Here is a 25331-nt window from a genome sequence, read left to right on the forward strand (position 1 = left end):
GTCTATGATAACCGATTAAGAGGGTTCTGGCAAGCCTGCACACAGCTGGATAGGCAAAAAAACGAAGGCCCGACCGCCGTATGACGATCTGGCCTTCGCGTTCGTGATTCAACCCAGCAGATTTCGGGCTTGTTCGGCTGTTTGACGCACGATCTCCGCCGCGGAATCTCCATCTGTCAGCAGCCGTGTCCCTTGACCCGCCCACAAAGCCATATGCTCGGCGTCGCCTCGCCGGGCGGCAGCATTGCGGATTTCCCGGGTCAGCGTATTTTGGGACGGAAAAGGCAGAGGGACCGTGCCGCCTACGTTCCATTCGCGGATAAACGTATTCTCGATGCCTCTGGCCGGTCTTCCGGAAAAAGCGTCGGTCAGTATCGTGCTTTCTTCCGTGCTGGCAAGCAGTGCCCGCTTGTAAGCCGGATGCGCCCCCGACTCGCGGGAGGTCAGGAAACGTGTACCCATCTGCACGCCGGACGCTCCCAGGATCAGCGCGGCCGCAAGCCCCCGACCGTCCATGATGCCGCCCGCCGCGATCACCGGAATGCCCACACGGTCGACGATCTGCGGAACGAGCGCCATCGTACCGATGTTTGCGCCCATGCGCCGGGAAGACGTACCGAACGTGCCCCGGTGTCCGCCCGCTTCGCTGCCCTGCGCCGTAACGGCGTGGCAGCCCGCTTTTTCCGCACGGATCGCTTCCTCCACGGTCGTTGCAGTCGCGATGACTTTCATTCCCGCTTGCTCCGCCCGGTTCATATGAATTTCCGACAGCAGCCCGAACGTGATACTGACAATCGGCACCTCTTCTTCCACCAATACGGCGAACTGCTCTTCAAAATGGTCGGGCGTGCGCACCTCGCTCCGAACGGGATGCGGCAGATCCAGCGAATCGCGCAGCGGATTCAGCTTCCCGTTGACTTCGTCGAAGCGGCCGAGATCATCCGGACCGACACGGGCGAACAGGTTAACGGCAAAAGGCGCATCGGTCATTTCCCGGATAGCACGGATATGGCTTCGGATCTCTTCCGGTTTCAGATAGGCGGCTCCAAGCGTGCCCAGTCCGCCCGCTTCGGAGACGGCGGATACGAGCGGAGCCATATTGGCGAGGCCTGCCATACCCGCCAGCACGAGCGGATGACGGATGCCGAGCAGCTCGCAAAGCGGGGTAGAGTGGGAGAAACTCATCGCAATATCCTCCTTGATGGTATTGATTGTTTTCAGCCGGGTACAGTCGGCAGATTCGATATCTTTTTTTCAAGACAGAATCAGCAGCACAACGGAAGTCTCGTCCGCTTCGCGCAGATTGAACTGCAGCACCCGGATCGCTTCCAGCATTTCCGAACCCGCCTCGGCCTCCTGCGCATCGTTAAACCCGTTATAGTAGGCGCCCAGTTCGTTCTCGTCGTAATTCGCAAGGTTCTGCTTGTCGAGATGGGCTTGTTTATGCTCCTTCGTCAGCACCGTGCAGAGCGCGTAATGATCTTCGGTCCGGTCCCTGCGGTTAAAGACATTCGGCTCACTTCTTCCTGATGTTGGATTGGGTTAAATCATGGCTTCCTGTAGGCTGCAGGGTATGTATCCGATTCAGAAATTCGGCAGCTTCTTTTCGTGACCGAAGAATAACGACTTCTTTTGTATCCGTATATCGCTTAAGCGCCTCCAGGACTTTTGGGCGGGTGTTTTTCTTGTAATTCCATACCCAGACAGCAAATCCGGCATTCAGCTTTTCTTCGCATCCTTCATTGAGGTCCGGGCGTGTTTTGCCATGGTACATAATTCGTCTTTTGAACACCCGGTACAAACAGAGCATTCTTGGCATATCCAGAAAAACGATCGTATCCGCCGCCCGCAGCCGAATATCCAGCGTTCTCGTATAGTTGCCGTCGATGATCCATTTCTCCCGCTCCGACGCTTCCTTGAGAAATTCGTCCCATTCTTTGTTCGGAGTCGGCGTCCAGCCTGTCTGCCAGTAATGACTGTCCAGATGGACCACCGGTAGTCCCAGACATTCGCCGATCCTTCTCGATAGCACCGATTTCCCGGAGCCAGGCGAGCCGATCACCGTCACTTTTTGCATTTGGTCTCCTCCGTCTCGGTTCAAAAGTCTTCTGGAATTTCCATATGTTCCGAAACTCTATTTTTCAGCAGCCCGATTAATTCCTCGTCCATGCAGCCGTAGTCGTCGGGAATATCGATGCGGCTGCAAATGAATAATAATTGGATAGAAGATTCCTCCCTAGTACCCTTTCAACTCTTAATCACAGGTTACGTTTTCCTGAAACGCACACGCTTTAGGTGCGATTCAGGGGAACGTAACCGTACCTTTAGTGTTGACAAGGTACTAGGCTTACGCTGCCTCGCTGTCATCTTCTGATCTCTTACCCCATTATCCATGTAATCAGCCCGTAGACGATTCCGAATTCAACGGCGACGACCGCCAGACACACGAAAATATAAAAAGACAGTTTGGCCGACGCGATCCGGTCTTCGATATATCTCCCTTTGAACAAAGAAAAGAGATCGGGCGTAAACGAGTAGCGGACCGATTTGTTGAAATCTTCTTCATCCGAGAACCCATGCCGGAAAATGAACCCGTAGACCGGGATATTGGCGATCAGCAGGATGATTGCGATGAGGACTCCCATGGTTCTCCCTCCTTATCTTATCGTTTACCCGCACCGCAGGATCACCCAAGCTTTTTTCGAAGTCACTCCGCCTCCCGCCCGTCTCCGCTTCCCGGGAACTCCTAGTCTTCCTATACGGGTGCGTTGACTGAATCTGCCTGATTGCTCCCGGTATATGCAAGATTGTTCCTACGATCTAAACGTTTCTTCCTAAGTCTTGGAGGTAGGAGGTAGCGGTTTCTGTCCTTTACGTCCCGCCTTCTCCCAGCCATTTTTCCATATATTCCAGCAGCCGCCGCTCCGCTTCTGGGTCGCCGTTCTCCCGGCATGTGTCCAGGAACGATCCGGCAAACAGGGCGGCGTACACGTCGACGGCCCGCTGCTGCGCCTCGTCCAGACCCATACACCGGCACAGTTCATCCGTATAAAAAAGCGCCTGCTCCCCGATATCGCATACGATCGCGGTCCGGGTCAGCGCGATAAAATAAAGCGGATCGCCGTAGCAGACCGTGTCGAAATCGACGATCCCCCGCAGTTCGCCTCTCTCTACGATCACGTTCTTGATCGTCAGATCGTCGAGAAAACAGATTGGTTCGACCGCCGCCAAATACGGATTCAGCCGCTGCAGCCGATCGTCGAGCAGCGCCAGCAGCTTCTCGCCGACAATCTTCCCGCTGCGCGCAAAATGATCCTGCCGATCGCGGGCAATCAGTTCGTTCCACGAGCGGAACGGACCCGGTTCGCCGATCGGTACCCAGCCGAACGCTTCACCGCGCGGGATCCTGCCTGCCACGCGCTGAAACGAAACGACTTGCTCCGCTGCTGCCGTCATCTGCGCTTCGGTCATATCCGGCAGCTCGTCGCGCAGATCGCGGCCGGGAATCTCTTCCAGAACCATATAGGCAAACGGATAGCGGCCGCTGTGCAGATCGGAAGCCAGAATGCGCGGAACCGGAATCCCCAGCTCGCGCAGATCGGCCATATTGTCTGCGGTCCCGCGCATGACGGCAGGATCCGTATTCGTACGCACGATGATCGAACGGTCGGCGCCACTGGCACGGTAGACCACATTGCGATGTCCGAATGTCATTCGTTCAACAGACTCCGGTTCGCTGCCCAGCGTCTCGGCGGCAAGCCGGCGAATCAGGGATTCCGGGTTGGAATCAGTCATTGGTTTTCCTCTTTTCCGTCTGGCTTGAATCGCCAACTCGTCTGCTATTGGAGGCTGCGCTTCTTCATGACGGCTACATACAACTGCGCCTGCTCGCCCGGAATCCGGTACATGCCGATCGCGTTCAGATGCCGCACCGACATTGCCGTCAACTCGATCGCCTGCGCTTCTTCGCATCCGAATGTTTCCGTGCGGAAAACGGGACTGTTCGTCCGGACAGACAGCTCCTGCAGGACGGCCGACTGCCGCCGAATCTCTGCCGGGAAGCTTTCGTGCGCCCAGGCCCACATCCAGCTGCGCTGGGTCTCCGACCAGGTTCCGATACAGATGACCTCGTACGAGATTCTTCCGGCCTCTCCTTCGATAAAATCGAGCGTGCCGTTTGCTATATCGATCCAATATTCTTCATAGCCGCTTACATTCGATTCCGTTACGAATTTCTCCTGCTTGTCGGCCAGCTCCTGCCGGGCCGCAAGCAAAAATTCCCCGAATTCTTCGCGTGTCATAGAGGCTCCTTTATGCTTTTTTCGTAGTGTTCCTTATTCCTGCCGAACGTTCGTTCGCCGAAAAAGCCCGGGAATCTTCTCCCGGGCTTTTCGTTGTCCGATTTCCGCTGCTGCAGAAGGCTCAACCGAAGAACAAATCCAGCAGATTGGACCCGGCGGAAGACTGGTTGTTGTAGAATTCCGAATATCCGCAGTTCGTGCAGCTGACAACCGTAAAATGATTATGTTCGATGTCGAACATTTTGGACAAACCGGTTCCCGCCATCGATACTTCTTTGGTTTCGGCATTTGGACTTCCGCATTTGACGCAGCCTTTTTCAGCCATATCCGATTCCTCCCCGTTCCTTTTTATCGTCCTCTCCTTCTTTACCCGCTGGAGGGAAAAATATGCAGAAAAATCAGCGCAGCCGCTTCGTCAAATACAGAACCAGATCGTCGTCGATCATTTCCGCGTCACCGTACCGGGAATATTTCCCCTCTTTGCATAGGCCGCGCCCAGCATGTCCATCAGATTCGCAAACCCGATGCAGTGCGCGCCGAAACCGCTCACGTAGTCTTCCAGCAGCTCCTCCGCATGCAGCGGCCAGCCCGTTTCTTCGATCAACTGCCGGTAGACGGCATCTTTCCAGACATATCCGTTCCGGTCCGGCAGCGTCCCGTCCAGGTCGAACAGGATACCGCGGATCACGACCGTACGCTTTCTTTTGCCGGATGAGTGTTCGCTTCGGTCCACGCCGTACGCACATAGCCAAGTCTCATGCCCGCGTGCTCCATATTGCGGTGGCTTTGCGACAGGAAGGCGCATTGGCCAACGACAAGTTCGTTGTTTCTTAAAAAAGCTTCGCCGATCCGCCGCTCGATCAATCTGCGATGCAGCCCGCGGCCGCGGAATTCCGGCAGCGTGGCGGCAAACGTCAGCGAAGCACGGCGATCGCGCTCGAACAAGACCGCGGTCGCGGCAGGCGTTCCGTCCGACTCCGCGACCAGAAAGGTCCAGCCTTCGCGGCCGTGCAGCACTTCGTTATTTTGTTGAACAGGCAGAATGCCGTGATCCGGCAGACCCGTTCCCCGGCAGTGCAGCATGGCGTAGGTCTCCATTTCGCCCGCGTGAAGCTCGCGAATAACGATCCGGTCAAGATTCGCATCGGAACCGGACCATCGGTCCGGAATTTCGCGCGGCTGTGCAATCAAGGAAGCGTGGATACCGGAAGCGTACAGTCCCAGTTCCGCCATACGGCCCAGAAAGTCCGGTCCTACCCGGGAAGGCACGATTTCCAGCTGAACCTTCCGTCCTCTCGCGCGAAAAAACTCCAGAATCGGCTCCAGCTGCCCGATATCCGTATCCGTAAGTCCTTTGACGGTGTTAAACGCGGGCCAGGGCATCGTTCCACTGGTAAAAGCGGTCGCACCGCCGAACGTTTGAAGCTCAATCCCTTCCGGATTGCCCGGCCGGGACTGGATCGCCCGCATCCGGTCGGTCATATAATCAATCTCCGATTGTTCGACAGATTCGATCAGGGCGGGAGACGGCAGCAGCGATCGGGAAGTTGACATGAGTTACCCCTTTTCTTTTTCAAGCTGAATGACGGGCTTTGCCGCTCAATTCGGCTCTCTTCCCAGTACGTTCTCGATAAACCCGCTTTTCGCCCGCGTGTAGGCTTCCCGGTCGTCCGTGTAGCGCCCGGCCAGATCCCGCTTCAGCTCGGCGTACTGCCGCACCGATTCCGGCTGCTGCCGCATAAGGTCCCGGAAGCGAAGCTGAATATCCCAGCGTTCCTCATGCTCTTGCATCAGATGCAGATGGCATTTGCGCCGATCGCTCTCCACTTTGACAAAAAACCGCCGCCATTCGTGCCCGTCCAGCTCCAGAGGCACGTAATGCCAGTCCTCTTGTTGTAAACGCGCGATCACGGCTTCCAGTTGGTCATAAGAAGGAATCTTCGCCATCAAATCCAGAATGGGCTTGGCCGGCAGGCCGGGGATCGACGTACTTCCGATATGTTCGACCTCGCGCACGCCGTGCGGAGACAGCAGCTTGTGCAGATGCTCCGCCTCCCATTTCCCTGCGGCTGCCCACGCGGGATTACTCGGCTTGATCTCCACCGCTTCCGTCGCCCAGATCGGCCAATCGTTTGACTGTTCGGTCATGGTATCGCTCCTTTTGACCTTTCTATTTTAAAAAAACAAAACTTTATTTGCTTCGGATCTGTTCATTCTAAGCAAGACCAAAACGGTAAGCAAAGGAGCTTTATTCATGATTACTCTCCGCAAAATCACGCTGGAAAACCGGCGCGCCATTTTTAACCTGGAAGTCGAAGACACTCAAAAAGGCTACGTGGCTTCGAATCTGTCCAGCGTCGCTTCCTGCTACGTGCTGCTCACCAATGGAAGCCGCCCGTTTCCGTTTGCGATCTACGCGGACGAAGAACCGGTCGGATTCGTTATGATCATTCACGGCGACACCGGCTACGAGCTTCCGTCCATTGTGGATGACAGCTACTGCATTATGCGTCTGATGATCGACAAACGGTTCCAAAACCGCGGCTACGGCCAGGAAGCGATGGCGAAAATCCTGAAGTTCATCCGTACGTTTCCCGCCGGACCGGCTTCCTACTGCTGGATTCCGTATGAAGCCGATAATGTGAACGCCAAGCGTCTGTACGAAAGTTTCGGCTTCCGAGACAACGGCGAGTTTACCGACGGAGAGCCGATTACGGTGCTGAAGCTGTAAACGGGCGAATCCGATAGCTGTCGTCGATCAGGCGGAGCGGCTTTGCATGTTGGGCAATCGCCTTCAATACGGCGCAGACCCCGGCCCTTCCCTTTTTCCAGTTCCGGGGTCTACTGTCTCTGCTTGTTTCCAACGTACTTTTTCTAATCCTGATACAGGGTTTGCCCGATCCGCTTTTCGATATCGAATTCTTCGATCTTCGTCAACTCCCGCTTGCCCTGGTTTCCCTTCTGCTCATGCCTTCTGCCCTTATCATCCGTTTTCTTGATCGAATAATCGCCCGTTACCAGGTTATAATCGGCTTCGTCAGCTGTTTGTTCCGTCTGTGTTCCTGTGAAAAAAGACCCGGTCGTTATCCCGATCAGTTTCCAGTCTTTCTCCTGATAGCGGAACCGGTCGGTACGATACCAACGATCATTGCTGCCTCCGTAATGGCGGATCACCACAGTACCTCTTTCAATGGTCAGCCCGTGAAAAGGATCTCCCCAGACGCCGCCTTCATCCTGGCTCAGTACCGTATGTTCCGCGATCACAGACAAACTGAATGTCTCTCCGCCGCGGCCGAAAGCAAGCAGCAGGGAGCGGGGCGGAGATTCTCCTTCTTCGGCATCCCGCTCGATCACAATGGCAAGATCCGGAACACCGTCCCGGTTCATGTCACCTTGTACGCGGGCTTCCGCTCCATTCGGCTGCTTCAATTTATGCCAACCGTAAGGGATCAGCGCAGATTCTTTGACTCCCCGGGCACCGGCAGCCTGGTAAACGCCGCTTGCTTTTGTCGAAACAGCTGCCGGCTTGACGGACGAATCCTTATCCTCGTCTGCCGCAGCTTCGCGATGTATGGACGATGTACGCCTAAGCCCTTGTTCTTGAGCAGCATGGGTTTCGGGAGCAGCCGATTCCTCCCTGCAGGCCGTCAATAGACCTCCGAACAAACCGGCAAGCAAAGATACGGCCAGAACGCGCTGCAAGAATCGGTGCTTCCTTTTGGGTTTTGCGTCCGATACAGCTCTGAATCGACCGTTTTCTTCATCCGTCTGCATCAAGCGGCTCTCCTGCGGACCCTCGACTTCTTTCTTGATTCCCATAAATCTTTCTCCTATTCCATTCAACGATTTCGTGCCTAGTCAATCCGTATGTATCCGTTCACCTGTGCCGAGGCACAAGGTCCGGACCATATTTGTGTTCGTTGCCGACCAGCGGCTTCAAAGCCAAACGTTCCGCGATGTCGGCTGCTTTTTCTCTGAAAATCACAATTCTTCCCCTCCCGTCACCGCTTCGCTGCACGATTTGGCCAAGATCCAGCCGCTTAGTCCGTAAGAGGCGGAGATGACGTAAACGTTATATCCTTCCGCCTTCAGTTGGTTCTGCAGATTCTCCAAGGTGTCATAATTCATCGGCCAGCCGTAATTTTTCCTTTTTTCCAACAGCTCTACCGTATCCGGCCAGGAGAACAGATCTTTCACATCGAGTGTCGAGATCTCGAGAATCAGGCTGCCCGGCAGCTCGTCTTCGAAATAATGGGCCTGTACGTCCGAGAATACGAGTTCATTCCAGAAACGCACAACTCCGTTATCGTATTCCGTATTCATCCGGATTTCGCCTTCTTTAAGGTTAATCAAATAAGAAATGATTTCGTTGTCGTGTACCCGCATTCTTCCGCACTCTCCCGTACGCCTATTTTTGCTTTTTGACGCTTCGACCAGCCGGCCCTACCTGATCCAGCAGCCGCCTGGCCGCTTTTTGATCCGTGATTCGCAGCACTTTAGTGCCGCACCGAGCCAACTTTTGTTCAAAATCCGGACGCGCGCGCTCAAACTCGTTTTTCCAGCGAAACATCATCTTCAGCATGGCCAAATTTTGCCGCTGGCCACAATACCGACGATCCATATTTTTTGCATATCAGCTCGCCAGGTCTTTCCAGAATGCAATAGGCTTGATCCGTTCAGCGTTCATCTCCGCATACTCTTTTTCCCTAAATTCGATACCGAAATATTCGTCCAGATCCGCTCCGTAATAAATGATGTCGGTCTGATGGACCGAAAAAACCGGATTCCCCGCTTCATGCGGCGACTCGGGCATATAGCGGTGGGAATATATGGGAATCAGCCGGGGAACGCGGGCATATTCACGAACCGCCCTAGCCGCGGCCGCTTCCGTTTCACGGGGACGCTCTCCCCAACCCTCGTACCAGAATGCGTTCTGCCGGATATCGAACAGTATGCCTTCGAGCGGAGCGCGCAGGCGCGAGTGAATCCGAACCTGATTATTCACGGAAAAATTGCGCCACTCCGGAAATCCTTCGCCTGCAGGAAGGGCATGCGTCAGCAGCTCGCGCAGATCCGGCGGAAAACGCAGTCCGTAAAGCGTTTCGATCTGCCGGAACTCTTCTGTCGTCAGTCCCCGGTCGCAGCGAACGCCGTGACGACGAAACCGTTCAACGATAGCCGCTGCGTTCATCCGCTGCACCTCCCCTTGTCGATGGTCGAAGGTTCATGAAGACTTTTTCTCCGCCGGGCCGTTCGGCAGATCGTCGCCGGGATACTGCTCCAGATAACCGTCGCTGAGCGCATACCGGGTGAAGAAAGAAAGATCTTCGCCGATGATCGTCAGATCGAAGATCTTCTGCCCCGTACTTTCCAGACGCAGGTCGTAAGTGCGGATTTCTTCCTCCACATCGTCAAGCAGAGTCAAGACAACCTGTCTGACCAATTCCCCATGCTCGTGCAGCAGCCATTCCAGCCGCGCCGGCATCCGATTCTCGATCATTCTGCCGTAGCAGTAATATTCAATCTCATGGGAGGGCGCGTATTCGATACAGGCGTAACGCTCTGCGCGGCTGCCCGATATGATATAGTCTTTTTGTGCGTGGTCCATATTCCATTCCCCTTTTGTATGTAAACACCCGGATAGGCGCAGCGCCTGCACAGGCGAGGCATTTCCTTGCCGTTCTTCGTCGGTTGGGCTACAATAATGGGTGCGCCCGGACGGGCCGAACGACCCAATCCAAGAATTGCGAAGGTGAATCCATGATCGAAATCAAACATTCCAAACTCAGCGGCGGCGAATTTACCCGCGGCGTATTCGCTACCCGGGATATCGCCAAAGGCGAACTGATCCATGAAGCGCCCGTTGTCGCTTACGACAATGACGACCATGAACATATCGAGAAAACGATCCTGGCCGATTATGTATTTGAGTACGGAGCCAACCATACCGCGATTCTGCTAGGTTACGGCAGCCTGCTCAACCATTCCTATACGCCAAATGCGACGTACGAGATCAGCTTTGAGAAGCATACCTTCGATTTCTATGCTTACACCGATATCCAAGCAGGCGACGAAATTCTGATCAATTACAACGGCGAAGAAGATTGCGACGATCCGCTGTGGTTTATGGAAGAAAAGAAGCAGTAAGGCCGCCTGCTTTGGCACTTTGGCTGCTGTTCCTCTCATTTGGCTCAAAGGCCGCCCTGCGGGCGGCCAGGCTGTCGAGAAAGTCCTATTCGTTGTAGAATCTCGTCGGCTGCGGGAGAAATTCGTTAGCGGATGCTTCCGATGTGCCTTTCTCCGAAAGGCTTTAGGTCGCGTGTTGAAATCGGGGAAAAGGATTGAAATTTAGCGGAATTTCCCCGATTTCAAAGGCGAACACTATCGTTCCTCCACTGAATTTCTCCCTCCGCCTCCTCGTTTCACTCGGAAGCAGACTTTTCTCGACAAATTTGCCGCCCTCCGGGCGGCCTTTTTCCTGTTCTTTCCTCCATCGTAACAAAAGCCCTTGCCCGAAGGCAAGGACCGAAAACAAACGATTCCGCAGGCGGAAGGCGCGGACACGGCGGAAAACGAATCACGCCGGTTTACGAATCCGTACGTTTCGCTTCCACGGCAAAACGCAGTACCGTTTTGCGTTTCTCGGGCACGGTTTTTCTCGGATCCGACAAATAAATCTCCCGGTGCAGCTTGCTTTTGCGTGTCCATCCGTTTTCTTCGCAGAACGCTTCCATCCGGGCAAAGCTGGCGGGCTCGTCTTCGAATCTGCCGAGATGCATCATCTGGCAGCTCGGTCCGTCTTCCAAGGTTTCAAAACGCAGGTCGTCCAGTCTCGGATTGGGCTTTTTTTTCTTCGTTTGTTCGAAGAAACGCACGTATTGTTCCGGGGTCAGAAAATCCGGCTGACGGATCATGATCTTGAACTTCAGATTGCTTTTGTCCGTCGAAGGTTTCGTATGGTCGACCAGATCCCAGATCCCTTCCAGCGGGAACACGGTGTATTCGTAGTAACCGGCCGGCACGTTGTCGCTTTTGTAGGACATTTTTACCGCATAAGTCACGCTGTACAGAGCTCCGGTCGTTTCGGCGAAAGGAGCTGCGTTCGGATCGCCGGTTCCTTCGATCGAGATAAAAGGCATGGAGGGCACATCAATGATTTCGGGCACGGTTTTGGGACCATAAAAAGCCTTGTAGTCTTTTTTGTAATCGATTTTTCCGCTCATCCCATTTCCTCTCTTCCGCTTATTCCGAATTTGTTGAAAAAGGATTTGGCCTGCCGCCCGGATACGCCGGATTCGCAGCCAGCCAGTTCACCATAAAGTCGAACAGCTCAAGCGAATACCGATGATCGTTCCGGCTCCCCGGCAGACTTTGTTCAATCTGCGCGACGTTGCTCTCGATATCGACCGATTCGATAAACTGCACAAGGCCCGGACAGAACCCGTTCAACGCGCGGAAATACCGCTGCTGCGGTTCGATAAAGGTCAGGTTCAGTTCGAATCCTCTTCGCTGGCGGGCCCGATCTCCGGCCTTCCGCTCTCTTAATCGGGATTCGGGTGCCGACAGCAGAAAATAGGTGTCGGGAAACCCGATTTTTTGCCTAGCGAACAGCGGCCGGTAGAACGCTTCGACAAATGCCAGGCTCTGTCCGTCGAACAAGGTGAAATCGAAGGCCCAGTTATACCAGAACGGCTGAAACAAATCGATATCGATCACGACCTGCCGCTTCGGTTCTTTCTGCAGTGCCATCTTCCAGCGGTCCGCCTGACGTTCGAAAAACCATTCGGGGTATTCCGGGTCCGGCTTTTCCCACAGCATCGCGATTTCGGGAATATGTAAAGCTCCGCTGCGGGCCGCGAAAGCTGCCGAAGTCGTCGTTTTGCCGGCTGCGCTCGCTCCTTCAATACTGATCATCGTCATCTTGGTTCTCCTTGCCATTCCTCGTTTACGTGCCAAACTGCTTCAAATGATGGTCCAGATGTTTGTACAAGCCTTTGCCCCATTCCTCGGCCGACAGCCGGCCGAAGAACGGATGCATCTGCTTTTCGCAGGACTGCGGTCCTTTTTCTCCGAGGCGCTCGATCTGCCGCAGCAGCCGTTCTTTCTCGGGATTGAACTCCCGCTCTCCGTCCATTAGAATCGCCGGAATAGTGGACATATTCAGAGGAAGAGGCTTGTCGTTGTAGAACACCGGTTTGGCAAATCTGCCGATCACCCGCCCCAGCCCGCTTCGCGAAGCCGTCAGTTCGCCTGTCGCAATGTCTTGAAAAGCGGAGCAGTGCGCCAGCATCTGTGCCGGATTCATCTTGCCCCAGAGCGGCCGAGCATCCGGGCTCAGCCGCCCAATCCGCAGCCGGATTTCCTGCATGGCCGAAGATTCGAATAGATTGTTCATCCCACAGCTCCTTTCTAAAAACACCCAACAAGTGTTCCCATTATCATAATTCGCCGGATTCCAGAAATATCCTTCCGGCTCGGAGCCAAATTAAAAAAATGACCTGCAGCTTTGCACAGGTCATTCGCTCTGCCTTTAGCAGCTTTCAGTCCCACCGATAACCGACCGCTTGCAGCCATTCTCTGGCGATAATCATATGTCCGGTCTGCGAAGGGTGAACCCGGTCCGCGGCCAGTTCCAGGGAATAATGATGCTCCAGGTAACGGTCGAACGCGGATTGAATATCGACGAACCTGGTGCCCTGCCGCTCGCCGATCCGCTTCACGGCGGCCCCGTATGCCAGACTCATCTGCCGAAGAACATCATCCGGGCTGCTCTCGATGAAGAAAGGGGTCATAAGCAGAATCTCACGTACGCCCGAAACTTTGGCTTCCTCAACCAGCTTCTCAAGCGTCTCTTCGTACTCGCCCAGCGAAACATGGCTTTCCGTCAGCATAGGGCGGTTATAGTGCCTCAACATATCGTTGATGCCGATCATGATCGACACCCAGTCCGGCCGCAGGCCGATCACGTCGGACTGCCAGCGTTCCCGAAGTTCGCGTACGGTATTGGCGCTGACGCCCATATTGACCATACGCAGGTTCAACTTGGGATAGGTCGAATCGAGCAGAGCCTGGATCTGGGAGACGTAACCGCTGCCCAGCGCGTCTCCTTTGCCTTCCCCTACCGGACGCATGCGCCCACAGTCGGTAATCGAATCGCCGATCATCACCAGCTTGGTTCCCGGAGGGATCATGGATGGGCCGGTTCGGCGACCGACACCCAGGCTCCTTCCTGCGAAGCGGAAGCCGCTTCCGCCCGGATCACCGCCAATGTGGCGGCTGTACTCTCGGGCGTGCAGACCGTAATCGGCCGATCGCTCAGCACGGCGTTCAGGAAATAGACCAGTTCGCCGTAGTAGCCGCTGTCCGCCGAAAGCTCGGGGACGAAGCCCGGTCCGTCATTGGGATTCACGGTCACATCCGCACCGTCGAACTGAATATTGGCACGCTCAAAGTTTACCCGATATCCCATATAGAAGCCGAAATCCCCTTCAAGTGTCCAGTCCGCTTGAGCATTGATGACTTTGCCGTCGGGATAATAATAATGACTGGAGACGATGTCGCTGCCGGCTCCTTGAATCACGTTCCGTCCCAGCGTCGATACGCGCTTCGGGCTTCCGAACAGGTATTGAATCATGTCGGTATCGTGAATATGCATATCCAGCAGACACCCGCCGCTCAGCTTCTCGTCCAGAAACCATCCCTGTGGAGCCCCCGATCCCCGATAGAAATACCCCTGGGTGACAGCTCCGTAACGGCGGTCTTCGACGCACTGCTTCAGATACGCATAGCCTGGCCAAAACCGCAGACACTGACCGATCATCAGCTTTTTTCCGGTTCTGGCGGCGGTCTCGACCATTCGTCCGGCCTCTTCCGCATTCAGCGCCATCGGCTTCTCGCACATCACATGATACCCTTTTTCCATCAGGATACAGCTCATCTCGGCATGCAGGTAAGTGGGCACGGCCAGATCGATCATGTCCAGCTCCTCGTCTGCAATCATCCGCTCGAAATGATCGTACAGCCGGTACGGAGTCAAGTCGTAGACTTCCTGCAAAGTAGACATATTCCCGCCGGCTTTGGCATTTTTCAACTCGTCGATCCGAATATCGCAGATCGCGTTCAACGAAACAGGAAGACCTTCCGCAATCAGACGGGTGTAGTTATCGAAGTGCATACGACCCATGAATCCGAATCCGATTAATCCAATTTTCAACATAAGCCGGAGTCCTCCTAATTGAGCTTGATCAAAAAATTACAGGGAGCCGCGCCCCAAGATCGCATTCATCGAAGCCGACGTATTGGAAATGATCTGCTCGGCATGGTGCACGTAGTTCGGGATCATCTCGGCCGTCGCGTATCCGTCGTAGCCGATATCGCGGAGTGCCGCCATGACGGCCGGATAATCCACATTGCCCGCAAGCAGATCGACAAATCCGTGCAGCCCGCCCGCTTGACGCCGATAGTCTTTGAAATGGACTTTCTTGATCCGGCTGCCCAGTATGCGTACCCACTGCTCGGGATAGCCGGAATGGACAACATTGCCGACATCGAAATAGGAACCGACAAACTCCGACCCGATCGAATCGATAAATTGGCGCATCTCCAGCGGCGAGAGCAGGAACTTGTTCCAGACGTTTTCGATTCCGATCGCGACGCCTGTCTGACGGGCCAAGGGAGCCAGACTGCCCACCGCTTCCTGGGCACGCTCATAGGCTTTGTCGTAATCGACAACTTCGGAGCCCGGAATAAAGTCTACGCCGACCGCTCCGGGAATGACCAGAATCGTATCCGCTCCCAGAGCTGCGGCCGTCTCCAGCTGCTTCCTGCCGATCTCGACGGCTCTCGTCCGGGTCGTCTCCGATTCGCTGGTCATCGAATAGGACCAGTACAATCCCGTCGCCAAGCCGCTGATCTCAAGTCCCAGCTCTTCGATCTGTCTGCGCAGCGTCAGTACCTCGCGCTCGCTGCTCTCAAGCCCCAATTCCCCGGATTCGTTCAGCGACAGCTCGATCCCGTCGAATCCGGCTTTTTGGGCCAATACCGCACACTCCAGAATCGGTTTGCCTTCCGGAAACGACCAGATATTGATGCCTTTTTTCATGTCCATTCCTCCAACCGTCCGATTTTAATCCCAATCGATTGCGCAGAAGCGGCCGTTTTCCGCGGATTCATTGGCTTTGAGGCACAGCAGCGCGCTCAGCAGTCCGTCATCCAGGGTAGTCGTCGAAGACGCTTCCCCGCGCAGCACTTTCAGATAATTGTCGACCAGCCGCTGATCGCCTCCGCCGTGACCGTCGTAAGCTTCCAAATCGAGCTTGTGCGTTTCTACCCGTGGTTCGTGATGCATGAATACGTTTAGCTCGCCTGTGTACCAGTCGAATTCCAGTGTCCCTTTGTACCCGAGCAGACGCGCCCCTCTCTTGGCGGCTCCCCGGCGCGCGAAGAAATTCTGCGAATAATTCACATGCATGCCCGATTCGTAGCGGATCAGGGCGCTTCCGGAATCTTCATTGCCGGTATCTTCGGCAAAGCAGCAGTATTCGCCGTATTCATGATAAAGCGCGCTGTCCGGGCAGGTTCGGTTCTCCTCGCAGTCCCGACACATTAGCTTCGCAGGTTTGTTTCCCGTGAAGATCCGTTTGGACTTCATGGCGCAGACCGCCGTCGGCTTCAGGCCAAGCAGATAGTTGATATAATCGAAGTCATGCGTCGCTTTTTGCAGAAACAGCCCTCCGGAAATCCGTTCGTCGCGGTACCAATTCTGATAGTAAACCGCTCCGTAAGGAACGTTGTTGACCGCCTGCACATGTTCGACGGTCCCGATTTTCCCCGAATCGACGATCTCTTTGGCCAGCTTGACGAGCGGCGTATTCCGAAGCGGAAAAGAAACGACCACCTTGGACCGCGAAGCTTCATAGCCTGCTTTCAATCTGGCCAGATCGGCATAGGTCGTTGCGACCGGCTTTTCCAAAAACAGCGTCAAATCGCGTTCCAATACTTTCAGAGCCATTTCGGTGTGCAGATCGCAGCGGGTTCCGATCACGACCCCGTCCAGTTCGGCTTCATTCAGCATATCGTCCGCCCGCTCATAAAACGCGATCGATCCGGCCTGCTCCCCAAGCTGCTCTTGAAGCGCTTCCCGCCGCGGGTCCGCAATCGCGACCACGCGGCTGCCGGGATCAAGCTCGGGGATATGGCTCATCAGACTGCTGATCCGAACCCCGTAGCCGATTACGCCGATTCTCATCGAGCGGCCTCCTCCCGAACCGGCAGATCGACCCATTGATAAGGCGTCTGCGCGGCTTGGCTGCCATACTCGATCAACGTCATGATCAGAATCGTTTCTTCCGCCCGAACCGAAGGGGTACCGGTATCAAAGAAACGCAGCAGGTCTGCGATAAAAGCGGCAAAGAAGTCGGCTTCCGCCGTAAATCTGGCGGATTCTCCGTTTTTGTACTGCAGCGTCAGCAGAAACGGACTGTTCTGAATATGAAGAAGCGCCGCCTGTCTTCCATCTTCGTAATCGACCAGCAGGGAAGGAGCAAGTTTGGTCCCTACGGACATCACCCGTCTGGCTCCGATGCCCATCAGGGATACGATCGGCTCAATCTGGTGAACGGCATAATTGGAATATTGACCCGGCCCCTGGCTGAATACCGTATCGATCTCCCTGCCCCGGGCTTCCGCATATTCGGGAGCAAACCGCAGAGCCGAAGAAGAATACAGCGGCGTTTGATGGTTCGCCGCCCGCTCGAACATCCGAAGCGCGGTGCCCCGGTCGGGAGCGAATGTCTTGTCGACATAGGTCGGCTTCCCGGATTCCAGCGCAAGCCGGGACAGTTCTTCGTGAAATTCCGGATGATCGGGCGACAGAACGATCAGGTAATCGCTGCTGTCGATCACCTCCTGAATCGTAGACAGCAGCTCGATGCCGCTGCCTTGGCACCAGTCGGCATTGGTCTTCCCGGTGGGCGAATCGATTTTGCCGTAGGCGCACGTTACTTTAAAGGTGCCGCCGGACGCCTGCTCGATCCAGCCCGGGTAGTGATTGGCATGCCACTCGTCGAGAAAATAGTCGATGAATCCGATTCTTTTCATTGCTTCGCCTCCGGGACCTGGTCGAATACCACTTCTTTGTTTTGTTCGGATGAATCGTAGATGCCCTGAATAATTTGCGACGACAGAATCACCGTATCGATATGGGAAGCCAGCTTCCTGCCTGAGCGGATACAATCCAGGAAAGAATCGATCTCGGTCTGGAACATTTCTTCGGATTTAAAAGTAGGCGTAGTCTCCAGCAGGACGCCGTCTTTGGCTCCGTATACGACAAAGCCTTTGCCATACTGCAGGCGGATTCCCGCGCGGTCTCCGAGAATATCGATATACATCTCTTCCGCCCCGATATTCTGCGCCCAGGCTCCATTTAGTGAAATCGTCGGACCTTCCGTCCGGATCAGAGCCGTTACGAAATCGTCCACATCGTAAGTGCCCGCATAGTCCGGCGGGCCGGCCCACATGTTGAGATAGGCGTAATTCGGCATATCCAGACCCAATTTGCTGTAGGTTTGCCCGGAAACCGCTTTGGGCCGCGGATCGCCCAACGCGTACATGACGATATCGAGGAAGTGGACGCCCCAGTCGATCAGGGCGCCTCCTCCCGCAATCGACTTGGTCGTGAAAGCCCCGCCGAGTCCCGGAATGGAACGCTGCGACCTGAAGCTGACATAGACATGGTAAACTTCGCCGAGTTCGCCGTCCCCGATCATCTGTTTGATTCGGTTGACCCCCGTATTGAAACGGTTTACGACCCCGATATTCAGAACCCGTCCGGTCTCATGCTGGGCCTGCTGCATCTCCAGCGCCTCGGCATAAGTCCGGGCTGCCGGCTTCTCGCAGAGCACGTTCTTGCCGGCTCTCAGGCTGTCGATCGAGATCGAAGCGTGCACGTCGTTCGATGTACAGACGGATACCGCTTCGATCTCCGGATCGTCCAGCGCCATGCGATAATCTTCGATCGCTTCTCCGCAGCCGTAATCCTGCACCGCTTTCTCCGCTTTTTCGCCGACAATATCGCAAAAATATTTGATTTCGGCGTCCGGATTGGCCAGATAAGCCGGAATATGTGTACCGTTGGCAATACTGCCGCACCCGATAATGGCGACTTTCATCTTGGACAATGGAGGTTCCTCCCTGGAATCGCGAAATCCGCTTTTATTCGTTTACCTGCACGGTTAGAGCCGGGCCGGAAGTCACACCAGCCGCGTTCACCAATTCGCAGGTGTATACATAAGTGCCCGCCGCTTTGCCCGAGATCTGTGTCGAGATTTCCTGCGCACTCGGTGTCGTCGCAGTCAGAGCCTGCGAATCAATCCGTACCCCGTTTTCATACAGCCGGTATTCGGCCGCATTTGTTCCCCACCACATGTTCATGGTTACCTCGTAATTCCCGTCGCCGTCCCAGTTGTTATGGGACAGTGCCGGACCGCCCGGAGAAGCATCCGTGACGACTACGGTCAGAGGTTCCGATTCGGTCGTGCCGTAACCGTTGGACAGTTTGACCGTGTACGTATAGGTACCGTTGGTTCTGCCCGACACGGGCGTGGTTACGGTTTGCGCATTTGGCGAAGCGTCGCTCAGCGTCTGCGAGTCGATCAACTCTCCGTTTTCGTACAGTTTGAATGTCGAAGCGTTAGGGCCCCACCACATGTTCATCGTTACGGAGTAGTTCCCATCTTTTAATCCCGTGGCATGGCCGCTGTTTGTCGAGAGTACGGGCCTGCCCGGTACTCCTGTCGCAAGGGCGGGAGCACCGACCGTCACTTCGGCTTGTGCACGGATCGGGGTTCCCGAAACCGTACCTTCGACGGTGAAGACCTGTTCAGCGGCATACTGAGCCGGGGTGATCTTTTCCCAGACGACGCGAAGTTCCGCCGTCTGCTGATTGCTGTAGACGGCCGTCACTACCGTAGGCAGAACAGGCGCCAGACCCGCGGTCGTTTTCACCTTCACCGGATTGATACTGGCGATTGGAGATACTTTGCCGTACAAGGCCAATTCTTCAAGGGTCGTCCATGTGCCGTACGGCCCGCTGTTTCCGTTTCCGATAAATTTTACATATCTGGCAGATACCGGATCAAACCGGTGCTGTTCCATATTCGGAGACGTTCCGCTGCTCGAACCGCTGTAGACGATCGTATAGGTCGCATCGTCCGTCGATACGGCAATATCGAATGCGTTTTTCCGGGATGTCGCGTTGCCGAACAAGAGATCGACCCGGTCCACGTTCTGCACACGGCCCAGATCGTACTTGGCCCACACGCCTATTCCCTCTGCCGCCCAGCCTTCTGTCAAATCGCCGTCTATCGTTTTTTCTGCCGAACCGATACTGGCGGTTACCGCCACAATTTTGAGCATCGGGGTTAACACCATGTCTTTTGTAAGGTCGGCATTCGACAAGAGGACCGATTCGGAATATTTATCCGTCTTCTCGTATGCAACGTTCAGTACATAATTTCCGTTTGGAAGATCATTCGCCGTATATCGGCCTTCTTCATCCGCCAACACCGATTTGACGAGAAATCCTTTGGGCGTTCTCACTTCCACTTTCGCTTTGGATGCCGCTTCCCCGCCATCTTTGGTTACAGTACCGCTGATTTTGAACAAGTTCTGCAGCTTTACCGTAACCGACGGTCCGGTATCGGAGAGCGTCCCCGAAGCGGTCACCGCTTCGATCCGGTAGACATGACGCCCAGACGGAGCATCGGTCAATACGAGATTGTTCTGCTCGGCGCCTGTTACTTCTTGGACGAGCTTGGTTCCGTCAAATAGACGGTAGCCGACAATCGCACTGTCTGCTTGTATGCCGGACCAGGTCAGCTTCACCGTATCTTCTGCGATATCCGATGCGGTCAGCGTTCCGTTGTTCCAGATGGGACGCTCCAGCAGGTCGCCCCGTGTCTCCGAGTGCTCGAGCACATAGGTGCCGGGAGCGCCGTTGAAGCTCAGTACGCCTCCGTCTTCCGTAACTTCGATCTGCTCGGCAGAGGCCGCTCCCTCTCGCTTGACGCTCCAATAACCCGCTTTCAGATCCGTGACGACATACTGCAGATAGTCTTCGGATCCGGGGATTTTCAGGGTCACCGTGCCGCTCAGACGGTCGCCGCTCTTGCTAAACAAAGCAACCCGGTCGGCGATTTTGGCGCCTACCATGCTGTCGAGATCGATCATTTCGACGGCCAGCGGATCGGGTCCGTCCTCATTGTCCATCACCTGCATGACATTCAGGAAATGGTCTTCCTTCTTTTGCTCTTTAGGAGAGATCTCTACCCGCCAGGAGCCCGGCTCGAGATTGCCCTTACCGGCGGCCGAACTTTCATAATTTTCGCCAAATACGGAATACTCGTTCTCTTTTCCGCCTACCGGATTAATGTTCAAATTCTCCTCCGACGGCAGCAGGGTCGTATTGACCAGCTTGCCGTTATAACCGTAGGCGCTTCGCGTAACCGTGGTGACATTGCCCTCCACCAGAGGTTTCTCTTCGCTGTGCAGCAGCCAGTATTTCTTGAACTGTTCATTCGTCGAATCGACTCTGTCATAGACGATCATGGCGGCCGGATGATCATCGTCTTTCAGATTCAAGAAGACGAACGAACGGTTGTATTTGGACACTTTGCTTGCATAGACTTTGGTCAAATCGCCTTTCAGGTAGGTGTAATCGGGCTTTATCAGATCGGGACCGAACTGCTGCCCGGCGACCGAAGCTATTTTGTATACGCTCTCTTTTCCTTGTTCCGGCGGTTGAAGCTCTGTGTTATAGAGAGGTTCTACCCCTTGCGCAGGCCACTGCACGCCTCCATCATTCGAACGCTTTTCTCCCCATAGCTTGAATTCTTCTTTTCCATCGTAGATCAGCATGGAGTTATGGGCGATGGTCCGCTTATAGTAATTCACATCATGTTTATCGCCGTAACTGGCATAGACCCCGGAGTCGACCGCAAGAGAACCTTTGTAATACATTTGAAAAGCGCCCGGATCGAGATGATCATGGTTATTCGTGTGATATTCGCCCACTTTCATCTCGGCTACGACGGCTTTGGAGTCTTTGCCCGTATCCCAGCCGGTTCTTGCCACCATCGAGCCGTTCGGAGAACCGAAGTAGCGGGTCAGGGCCAGATCGTCAACCGGTTTGCCCGGCAGATCCGGATTGTGCAGCAGCAGAACCAGGATCGGGTCTACATTCCAATCGGACTGTGCATATTCGTTCTGGAACGCCTGCTTGAAATAAGGGTTCTTATAGTAATCCGCGGTGTACAAGAACGTACTCGGCTGTGCCGCATAATTCTCTCGATCCGTCACAAGCCACGAATCGCCGTCTCTGAGCAAATCGCCGTCGGGCGTTCGGGTATACAGGACGCGGTAAGGAACATCGCCCATATTTTTGTTAAATACGTCCGGATATCCCATACGGGCGTAGATCAAGTTGGCGATGACATCAAACGTATACCGATTTTGACCGTACGAATCGCCCTGATAATGCATACCGGCTTTATACAGGAAAGCGCGCGAGGGAACGAATTCCTTCAGCAGAATCTCGGTAGCCGAACTGTACATGTAAGGTTCTTCGTCGAAGATGGCTGTGCCTACGCTGAGCAGATCCCGGGAGACATGATTTTCCGAGCGGTTTCCCGTGATGTAGTAGCCCATACTTGCATCCATGGGATATCCGCCCAGGGTTTCGCTCTCGGCCATTTCTTCGAATAGGGCGACAAATTCCGCTTTTTGCGTTTCGGTCAGGTACTTATAGCACCAGTCATAAACCAGCGCCCCGGCAAACAGCGTGTCTCCGGCATGGCCGGAAGACTTATCCAGATTATTCGATTCGAACGATTCCATGAAATTTTTCATCATTCCGATAGCGGCTTCGCCCAATTCCTCACCGGCTGCCTGATCCTGTTCCAGTAGGGACAGCAGCGCTTTGGACTTGATCGACAGCAGCAGCGCTTCGTCAAAATTATCGTTTTGACCGGCCGGAATTGCGCCTAACAGCCCATCCTTGTTAGTGACGGCTGCTGCTTCGTTCACCTTCTCCAAGTAGTCCTTCATTTCGGTCTTCGCAAGTTTCTCTCGGAGTGCAGGAAGACCCTGCGCACGGACCAACAACCGGGGATGCCCCGCAGGCGGCTTCAGCTGAGTGACGATTTCACCGACAACGACGGCTGTGGAAGGCCCCCCTGTAGAACGGTTCCCCTCGTTATCCATCGCTTCCACTTTATAGATATGCCGCCCGTCAACGATATCGGTTACCTTAAAGGTGTTCACGTTACCGGCCGTCGATCCGATTTTTACATTTCCTTCATAGATTCCGTATTCTTTGATCGGCCCGCGATCGTCGACCGCGTTCGGCCAGGTTAGCGTCACACTTTTTTCGATCGGTTTGGTTTTCGTCAACGCACCGCCCGACCAAACAGGCGCGTTATTGTTTAAAGTCAGATAATCGACATAATACACGCCTTTATTTTTCTGCGGCAGATAAGTCAGGCGGGTCAAATCTCCGGTTCCCGGCTTAAGAGGCAGATTTGATACGGTATAGGTTCCCGTCTCTTTGTTCAATCTGTTATCTTTTCTTCCGAACTTATACGCATCGCTGATCACCGTCATATTGTACTTGCCCGCCGGCTTATCGATTTCGAGCCGCAGGGTTACCCACTTGCCGATCAGGCTGCCGGAAGGCATATTGATGACTTCGGCATTTGTAATATCCCGCCACACCCCACCGCTGTAAGTCAGCTTGACTGCGATATTGCTCTGGTTATCCGTGACCGCAAAGTTGAAATGCGGATCCGCCCCTTCGTATTTCTCGATCCGCACCCGGGTCTCGACCGTAAACTTGCCGGTCTGCGGACTAATTGTACGGTAGATGCTGGCAGCAGGTCTGAATTCTTCATTCGCCGCATAATGATTGTCCGTGAGCTTCATACTTTTGTGCTCCGCCGAAGGATCTTCCACGATTTCCAGAGTTCCGATGCCCGGGTCGGATCCCAGCGTCCAGCCGGCTCCCGCCGTTTTGGGACCGATCGGTTCATTGTCGAAACTTTCCGTAAACGTCGGGAGTTCCGCACCGGCAGCCGAAGGCGTCAAGATTCCGGAATACCCGGAAAAAGCGACAAGGAATCCCATAAACCCGGTGAAAAGCTTTTTATTCTTCATCGACTCACGCTCGCTTCTTTGATAGATTTGGAAGTCTCGCTTACCCTTTTACCGATCCGATCAACGCGCCCTGCTCGAAATGCTTTTGAATGAAAGGATAGACCAGAATAATAGGCAGACTGCCGAGCAGAATAAGCGCGTATTTCAGAGATTCCAGCACGACCGTCTTTCCCGAAGCCGAGGCCGTTTCCAAGACGTCTCCGCTTTGACCGACCACAACCAGGTTACGGATCATCAGCTGAAGCGGGAACAAATTCGGATCTCTGAGCAGCAGAAGTGCCGCCGAGAAACTGTTCCATATTTCTACGGCGTAGAAGAGACCGACCGTCATCAGTACAGGTTTGGACAGAGGAATCACAATAGAGCGAAGCAGTCCGAAATCCGACAGTCCGTCGATACGTCCCGCTTCTTCGATCTCGATCGGCAGACCCTGGAAAAAGGTTCGCATCACGATCAGATTGTAGGTATTGATCGCGCTTGGCAGCACCATCGCCCAGATCGTGTCCATCAGGCCGTACGATTTCATGACCAGATAAAAAGGAATCATCCCGCCGTTGAACATAATGGTGAATACGATTATCAGCATGACCGGCTTGCCAAACAGCAGCGACTTTCTCGACAGCGCGTAAGCACCCATGATCGTCAGCGTCATCGAAATGCAGCTTCCCAGCACCAGATACAGCAGCGTATTGCGGTAGCCGATCCACAGTCTTTCGTCGCCAAGCGCGGCCGATACGGCATCCCATTGAAACCCTTTGGGCCACAATCCGACTTCGTTGCGCACCACGTAATCCGGCGAACTGAGCGCAACGGAAGCCATATGGATAAAAGGAAACAATGAAGCAAACGCAATACCCGCCAGCAGCAGGAAATTCACCACGTCAAAGATTCGGATCTGTCCGCGTTTTACCATAGGCTCGTCTCCCCCACTTTGCGGCTGACGCGATTCGCCGAATAAATCAACAGCAGGGAAATCAGCGCCATCGACAGATCAATGGCGGAAGCGTAACTGTAGCTGCCTCCGATGATCCCTGTTCGGTACACATAAGTCGAGACAATATCCGAAGTTTCGATCGTAGCCACATTGCCGAGCAGGAACGCTTTGTCGAAGCTCAGCTCCAGGATGCCGCCCAACTGAAGAATGAATACGATGACCATCGCCGGCACGATCCCGGGCAGGGTGACATGGAGCGTCTGCTTCCATCTGCCGGCCCCGTCCATCCTCGCCGCTTCATACAGCTGCGGATCGACCGCGGCCAAAGCCGCCAGATAGATGATCGTGCTGAAGCCTACCTGCTGCCAGACATCCGAAGCGATATAGATCGTACGGAACCATTCCGCTTTTTGCAGAAAATAGACAGGCTCAAAGCCTACCCACTGAATCATTTGATTGATCCACCCCGTACTCGGAGACAGCAGCATGATCAGAATACTGGAGATCACGACCTGGGACATGAAGAACGGCATATAGCTGACCGTCTGGACAAACCTTCTGTACTTTTTCCAGCGCATCAAGTAGAACAAGACGGCCAGGATAATCGGTGCCGGATACAGAAACAGGAACCGATAGAGCCCAAGCAGCAGCGTATTGCGGATAATATTCCACGCATCCGGATTCCGCAGGAACCATTCGTAATACTTCAATCCCACCCATTCGCTCTCCCATACGCCTTTGAACAAATTGTAATCCTTAAAAGAAATCACAATTCCGAACATCGGAACATACTTGAACAGAATGTAGTACAGCAGGACAGGAGCCAGCAGCAGCAGATAGTTGCGATCTTTCTTGAATCGCTTGAGGATCGTTGATTTCAAATGGAGGTC

The 25331-nt window shown here is 54.4% G+C and carries 28 protein-coding genes; 2 read left to right on the plus strand and 26 right to left on the minus strand.

Features of this window, described 5'->3' with window-relative positions; genetic code table 11:
- Positions 1-108: 108 nt before the first annotated feature.
- From HOP44_RS05865 to HOP44_RS05910, 10 genes are all read right to left on the minus strand, one after another.
- The gene (locus HOP44_RS05865; RefSeq protein WP_172251342.1) at positions 109-1185 is read right to left on the minus strand and encodes an NAD(P)H-dependent flavin oxidoreductase; all 1077 of its coding nucleotides are present in this window, start codon (positions 1183-1185) and stop codon (positions 109-111) included.
- Between the two features lie 69 nt (positions 1186-1254).
- Positions 1255-1461, minus strand: a complete 207-nt coding sequence (locus tag HOP44_RS05870; protein WP_172251344.1) for a hypothetical protein — start codon at positions 1459-1461, stop codon at positions 1255-1257.
- Positions 1462-1516: 55 nt separating this feature from the next.
- Positions 1517-2077: a DNA topology modulation protein gene (locus HOP44_RS05875; RefSeq protein WP_172251346.1), complete on the minus strand. Its 561-nt coding sequence runs from the start codon at positions 2075-2077 to the stop codon at positions 1517-1519.
- A gap of 301 nt (positions 2078-2378) precedes the next feature.
- A complete protein-coding gene (locus HOP44_RS05880) occupies positions 2379-2645 on the minus strand; it encodes a hypothetical protein (protein ID WP_172251348.1) in 267 nt (88 codons plus the stop codon).
- 226 nt (positions 2646-2871) lie between these two features.
- A complete protein-coding gene (locus HOP44_RS05885) occupies positions 2872-3795 on the minus strand; it encodes an aminoglycoside phosphotransferase family protein (RefSeq protein ID WP_172251350.1) in 924 nt (307 codons plus the stop codon).
- 44 nt (positions 3796-3839) lie between these two features.
- Positions 3840-4301, minus strand: coding sequence for a DUF6882 domain-containing protein (locus tag HOP44_RS05890; protein ID WP_172251352.1), 462 nt, complete (start codon positions 4299-4301; stop codon positions 3840-3842).
- A gap of 121 nt (positions 4302-4422) precedes the next feature.
- Positions 4423-4626, minus strand: a complete 204-nt coding sequence (locus HOP44_RS05895) for a zinc ribbon domain-containing protein (protein WP_172251354.1) — start codon at positions 4624-4626, stop codon at positions 4423-4425.
- 117 nt (positions 4627-4743) lie between these two features.
- Positions 4744-4989 (minus strand): HAD family hydrolase, encoded by a 246-nt coding sequence (locus tag HOP44_RS05900; RefSeq protein WP_172251356.1) that lies wholly within the window; start codon positions 4987-4989, stop codon positions 4744-4746.
- The gene (locus HOP44_RS05905) at positions 4986-5855 is read right to left on the minus strand and encodes a GNAT family N-acetyltransferase (RefSeq protein ID WP_172251358.1); all 870 of its coding nucleotides are present in this window, start codon (positions 5853-5855) and stop codon (positions 4986-4988) included. Before HOP44_RS05905 ends, HOP44_RS05900 begins: the two co-directional genes overlap by 4 nt.
- Positions 5856-5900: 45 nt before the next feature.
- Positions 5901-6449, minus strand: coding sequence for a GrpB family protein (locus HOP44_RS05910; protein WP_172251360.1), 549 nt, complete (start codon positions 6447-6449; stop codon positions 5901-5903).
- A 106-nt stretch (positions 6450-6555) separates the two neighbouring features.
- Here HOP44_RS05910 and HOP44_RS05915 point away from each other — a divergent pair, with 106 nt between their 5' ends.
- On the plus strand, positions 6556-7032 hold the full coding sequence (locus HOP44_RS05915) for a GNAT family N-acetyltransferase (protein ID WP_172251362.1): 477 nt from the start codon (positions 6556-6558) through the stop codon (positions 7030-7032).
- Between the two features lie 143 nt (positions 7033-7175).
- On the opposite strand, the gene HOP44_RS05920 is transcribed toward HOP44_RS05915, so the two are convergent.
- The 4 genes from HOP44_RS05920 to HOP44_RS05935 all read right to left on the minus strand — a co-directional run bounded on the left by HOP44_RS05920 (position 7176) and on the right by HOP44_RS05935 (position 9909).
- Positions 7176-8120: a hypothetical protein gene (locus HOP44_RS05920; protein WP_172251364.1), complete on the minus strand. Its 945-nt coding sequence runs from the start codon at positions 8118-8120 to the stop codon at positions 7176-7178.
- Positions 8121-8282: 162 nt separating this feature from the next.
- Entirely contained in the window at positions 8283-8687 is a 405-nt protein-coding gene (locus tag HOP44_RS05925) for a hypothetical protein (RefSeq protein ID WP_172251366.1), read from the minus strand.
- A gap of 247 nt (positions 8688-8934) precedes the next feature.
- Positions 8935-9492, minus strand: coding sequence for an SMI1/KNR4 family protein (locus HOP44_RS05930; RefSeq protein WP_172251368.1), 558 nt, complete (start codon positions 9490-9492; stop codon positions 8935-8937).
- A gap of 33 nt (positions 9493-9525) precedes the next feature.
- Positions 9526-9909 (minus strand): hypothetical protein, encoded by a 384-nt coding sequence (locus tag HOP44_RS05935; RefSeq protein ID WP_172251370.1) that lies wholly within the window; start codon positions 9907-9909, stop codon positions 9526-9528.
- A gap of 152 nt (positions 9910-10061) precedes the next feature.
- Here HOP44_RS05935 and HOP44_RS05940 point away from each other — a divergent pair, with 152 nt between their 5' ends.
- Positions 10062-10448, plus strand: coding sequence for an SET domain-containing protein (locus HOP44_RS05940; protein ID WP_172251372.1), 387 nt, complete (start codon positions 10062-10064; stop codon positions 10446-10448).
- 440 nt (positions 10449-10888) lie between these two features.
- On the opposite strand, the gene HOP44_RS05945 is transcribed toward HOP44_RS05940, so the two are convergent.
- The 12 genes from HOP44_RS05945 to HOP44_RS06000 all read right to left on the minus strand — a co-directional run bounded on the left by HOP44_RS05945 (position 10889) and on the right by HOP44_RS06000 (position 25322).
- Positions 10889-11524 carry a GyrI-like domain-containing protein gene (locus HOP44_RS05945; RefSeq protein ID WP_172251374.1) on the minus strand — a complete coding sequence of 212 codons (636 nt, stop codon included), beginning with the start codon at positions 11522-11524 and terminating at the stop codon, positions 10889-10891.
- Positions 11525-11543: 19 nt separating this feature from the next.
- On the minus strand, positions 11544-12221 hold the full coding sequence (locus HOP44_RS05950) for an ATP-binding protein (RefSeq protein WP_172251376.1): 678 nt from the start codon (positions 12219-12221) through the stop codon (positions 11544-11546).
- 25 nt (positions 12222-12246) lie between these two features.
- Entirely contained in the window at positions 12247-12696 is a 450-nt protein-coding gene (locus HOP44_RS05955; RefSeq protein ID WP_172251378.1) for a DUF1569 domain-containing protein, read from the minus strand.
- A gap of 145 nt (positions 12697-12841) precedes the next feature.
- Positions 12842-13492 carry an SGNH/GDSL hydrolase family protein gene (locus tag HOP44_RS05960; RefSeq protein ID WP_172251380.1) on the minus strand — a complete coding sequence of 217 codons (651 nt, stop codon included), beginning with the start codon at positions 13490-13492 and terminating at the stop codon, positions 12842-12844.
- Positions 13489-14517, minus strand: coding sequence for a Gfo/Idh/MocA family protein (locus tag HOP44_RS05965; RefSeq protein WP_172251382.1), 1029 nt, complete (start codon positions 14515-14517; stop codon positions 13489-13491). Before HOP44_RS05965 ends, HOP44_RS05960 begins: the two co-directional genes overlap by 4 nt.
- Positions 14518-14553: 36 nt before the next feature.
- On the minus strand, positions 14554-15402 hold the full coding sequence (locus tag HOP44_RS05970) for a sugar phosphate isomerase/epimerase family protein (RefSeq protein WP_172251384.1): 849 nt from the start codon (positions 15400-15402) through the stop codon (positions 14554-14556).
- 24 nt (positions 15403-15426) lie between these two features.
- Entirely contained in the window at positions 15427-16548 is a 1122-nt protein-coding gene (locus HOP44_RS05975; protein ID WP_172251386.1) for a Gfo/Idh/MocA family protein, read from the minus strand.
- Positions 16545-17399, minus strand: a complete 855-nt coding sequence (locus HOP44_RS05980) for a Gfo/Idh/MocA family protein (RefSeq protein ID WP_172251388.1) — start codon at positions 17397-17399, stop codon at positions 16545-16547. Before HOP44_RS05980 ends, HOP44_RS05975 begins: the two co-directional genes overlap by 4 nt.
- Positions 17396-18478 carry a Gfo/Idh/MocA family protein gene (locus HOP44_RS05985; RefSeq protein WP_172251390.1) on the minus strand — a complete coding sequence of 361 codons (1083 nt, stop codon included), beginning with the start codon at positions 18476-18478 and terminating at the stop codon, positions 17396-17398. The genes HOP44_RS05980 and HOP44_RS05985 overlap by 4 nt, the downstream gene beginning before the upstream one ends.
- A 34-nt stretch (positions 18479-18512) precedes the next feature.
- Positions 18513-23507, minus strand: coding sequence for a heparin/heparin-sulfate lyase HepB (gene hepB, locus HOP44_RS05990; protein WP_172251392.1), 4995 nt, complete (start codon positions 23505-23507; stop codon positions 18513-18515).
- A 40-nt stretch (positions 23508-23547) separates the two neighbouring features.
- A complete protein-coding gene (locus tag HOP44_RS05995) occupies positions 23548-24420 on the minus strand; it encodes a carbohydrate ABC transporter permease (RefSeq protein ID WP_172251394.1) in 873 nt (290 codons plus the stop codon).
- The gene (locus HOP44_RS06000) at positions 24414-25322 is read right to left on the minus strand and encodes an ABC transporter permease (protein ID WP_216667460.1); all 909 of its coding nucleotides are present in this window, start codon (positions 25320-25322) and stop codon (positions 24414-24416) included. The genes HOP44_RS05995 and HOP44_RS06000 overlap by 7 nt, the downstream gene beginning before the upstream one ends.
- Positions 25323-25331 lie beyond the last annotated feature (9 nt).

Source organism: Saccharibacillus deserti (assembly GCF_013618475.1).
Lineage (GTDB): Bacteria > Bacillota > Bacilli > Paenibacillales > Paenibacillaceae > Saccharibacillus > Saccharibacillus deserti.